Genomic DNA, 2,779 nt, shown 5'->3' on the forward strand with positions numbered 1-2,779 from the left:
CTATAATGAAGATCATAAATATGATTAATATTATTAAACTTATTTCTACCATATTCAAAAATGTTCACAATCAATTTATAGTTAGTAAGGGAGTAGATAATATGAATAACCTTATAATTGGCGGGATCGGAATCTTAACGAGTATTATTTTATTCGGTATGACAGTTATTCCTTCAACAATATATTCGTTAAATGGAGTAGAACGAGGAAACGATCCTTCGTTAGTATTAATTGGAACAGTATTATTTAACAATGCATTCATACCGTTAATAGTCAGTACTGTATTCCTATTTGTTGGTATACGTTATTTAATTAAAGCAATTAAGGAATATTACAATTTCAGCTAATGAAAGTATTTGTTAAAGAATGGTTAAATTAAACGAGAAAAAAATCCTTCTAACTAAAAGAAGGATTTTTTTCTATTTATTCAATTAATTTGTAAAATACATTTTTTCTACCGACAGTAATTTCATCAAATTACAAATAGATAAACACATAAGAAATGCGCTAGACTACCCAGCATAATAAATATATGAAATATTTCATGGAATCCCCAATTTTTAAATGATAAAAATTTAGGTTTTAAACCATAAATTACACCACCAACTGTGTAGAAAATCCCTCCTAAAATAAGTACGGCTAACCCTTTAAAACTAATCGCATCAGCTAGGGGCATTGAAGCGATAATGATTACCCATCCTAAAGCAATATATAATGATGTAGATAACCATCTTGGGCAGTTAAACCATATTAACTTAAATAAAATCCCACATAATGCAATAAAGACAACGATAGAAAACATAATCCAACCTGTTAAACCGTTTAAGCTAATTAGACAAAATGGTGCATAAGTACCTGCAATTAATACAAAGATCATAGAGTGATCCATCCGTCTTAGGAAGGCAATCACCTTATCGTTTGCTAGTACCATATGATAAGTTGTGGATGCCGCATATAAGAGAATCATGCTTACACCAAAAACTACAACTGCTAATATATGTAAAACAGTTCCCCCAGTAAGAATGGTTTTGAATAACATTGCAATTAATCCGCAAAGTGACAGGACAGCCCCAACTAAATGAGTTAGGGAATTGATTGGTTCACGCATATAATTCTCCATATTTTTTCTCCTCCAACTATGTTACGTAGTATTGATAACTACATACTACGTTATCACTGATTACATAACGTAGTCAAGTGTTTGAATTGGAAATTTTTTATGTTAAAATATACTTACATTTGAAAATAAAAGATATAAACAGAGGTTACTATGATAAAAATTAATGACTTAATAGAAAAACTAGATTTAGATAAAAAAATAGAACTGGAAGATATTCCCGAAATTGATCTTTATATGGATCAAGTTATTCAACTATTTGATAATAAGTTTGCGAAAAGCGATTCAGACGAAAAAATCCTAACCAAAACGATGATTAATAATTATGCAAAAGCAAAGTTGTTGTTTCCAATTAAAAATAAGAAATACTCAAAGAAACATATCATTTTAATTAGTTTGATCTATCACTTAAAAGGTGCATTATCAATTAATGACATAAAAGATACATTAAATGGACTTAATAAAAAAATACATGAAGATGACGATATAAATATTGATGATTTATATAACAGCTTTTTAGAGATTAACGAAAAAAATGTTTCAAATTTCAAATCTGATATACAATCAAGAGTTAATGATGTTAGTAGTCTTTTAAATAATTCTGATCAAAAAGACTTAGATTATTTTGAACAATTATTATGTATTGCATCTTTTGTAAATATTAGTAATTTATATAAAAGTGCAGCAGAGAAGTTAGTGGCTGAAATCCAATTTAAAGATAAATAATTTTTAAGAACCAGTAGCAAATGATAGCTATTGGTTTTTTTGTTTGAAAGAAAACTGATTATGATCGATATGTTGCTATTTCATTCTTAGTTTCAACATCATATAGGAGTTAGCGGTTATAATATAATGACAGGTTAGTGTAGTTGATTTGAACGAAAGGATTCGAAATCTATAGCAGTTATATGCTGACAGTTTAAAAGGATTCACTCAATTTCTTAATCAGCATTAGGAGGTTAACAAAATGAAACAACAAATTTACTGGAATTTATTGACACATAGCGACTGGAAATTATATATTGCTGCAACAGAAGAAGGATTATGTTTTGTTGGGTCATTAAATCAGACCTTTAATGAGCTAAAAGAATGGGCAGAAAAGCGATTTCCTAACGTAGTACTAATTGAAAATAATGATGTGTTACAAAGCTATTCTGATGAAATCATAGAATTTTTGGAAGGGGAAAGACAACAATTTTCTATGCCGATGGACTTTAAAGGTACACAATTTCAACTGGAAGTATGGAACGCTTTAAACAATATTCAATACGGTGAGACAAAAACATACAAAGACATAGCCGATATGATTAACAATCCAAAAGCAGTTCGTGCCGTTGGATCTGCAATCGGTAAAAATCCATTATTGATTATGGTTCCATGTCATCGTGTAATTGGAAAGAATGGTACACTTACTGGCTATCGGGGTGGATTAGCTATGAAAAAGATGCTCTTAAAAATGGAACAACTATATAAATCAGTATAAATATGTTCATTAGATGTAAGTTGAAATTTTAGCATATAAAACTTTCCAGAAATAAATTATCAATACTTCAGATGAAAAAGAATCAATCAAAAATAAAACAGACCAATATATTCTTGGTCTGTTTTTCATTATCTAGCCCAGACCTGCTTTTTTTGATAATTGTTCCCTAATATTACCAC

The 2,779-nt window shown here is 29.2% G+C and carries 4 protein-coding genes; 3 read left to right on the plus strand and 1 reads right to left on the minus strand.

Annotation, left to right across the window (positions count from 1 at the left end):
• Positions 1–101: 101 nt before the first annotated feature.
• Entirely contained in the window at positions 102–347 is a 246-nt protein-coding gene (locus V7056_RS20130; protein WP_499704165.1) for a hypothetical protein, read from the plus strand.
• Between the two features lie 125 nt (positions 348–472).
• Here V7056_RS20130 and trhA read toward each other — a convergent pair whose 3' ends face one another.
• Positions 473–1,120 (minus strand): PAQR family membrane homeostasis protein TrhA, encoded by a 648-nt coding sequence (gene trhA / locus V7056_RS20135; RefSeq protein WP_499704166.1) that lies wholly within the window; start codon positions 1,118–1,120, stop codon positions 473–475.
• A 150-nt stretch (positions 1,121–1,270) separates the two neighbouring features.
• On the opposite strand from trhA, the gene V7056_RS20140 reads away from it, so the two are divergent.
• The gene (locus tag V7056_RS20140) at positions 1,271–1,843 is read left to right on the plus strand and encodes a DUF1836 domain-containing protein (protein ID WP_499704167.1); all 573 of its coding nucleotides are present in this window, start codon (positions 1,271–1,273) and stop codon (positions 1,841–1,843) included.
• A gap of 241 nt (positions 1,844–2,084) precedes the next feature.
• Entirely contained in the window at positions 2,085–2,600 is a 516-nt protein-coding gene (locus tag V7056_RS20145) for a methylated-DNA--[protein]-cysteine S-methyltransferase (protein WP_499704168.1), read from the plus strand.
• Positions 2,601–2,779: the final 179 nt, after the last annotated feature.

This window comes from Bacillus sp. JJ664, assembly GCF_036962205.1.
Taxonomy (GTDB): Bacteria; Bacillota; Bacilli; order Bacillales; family Bacillaceae_G; genus Gottfriedia.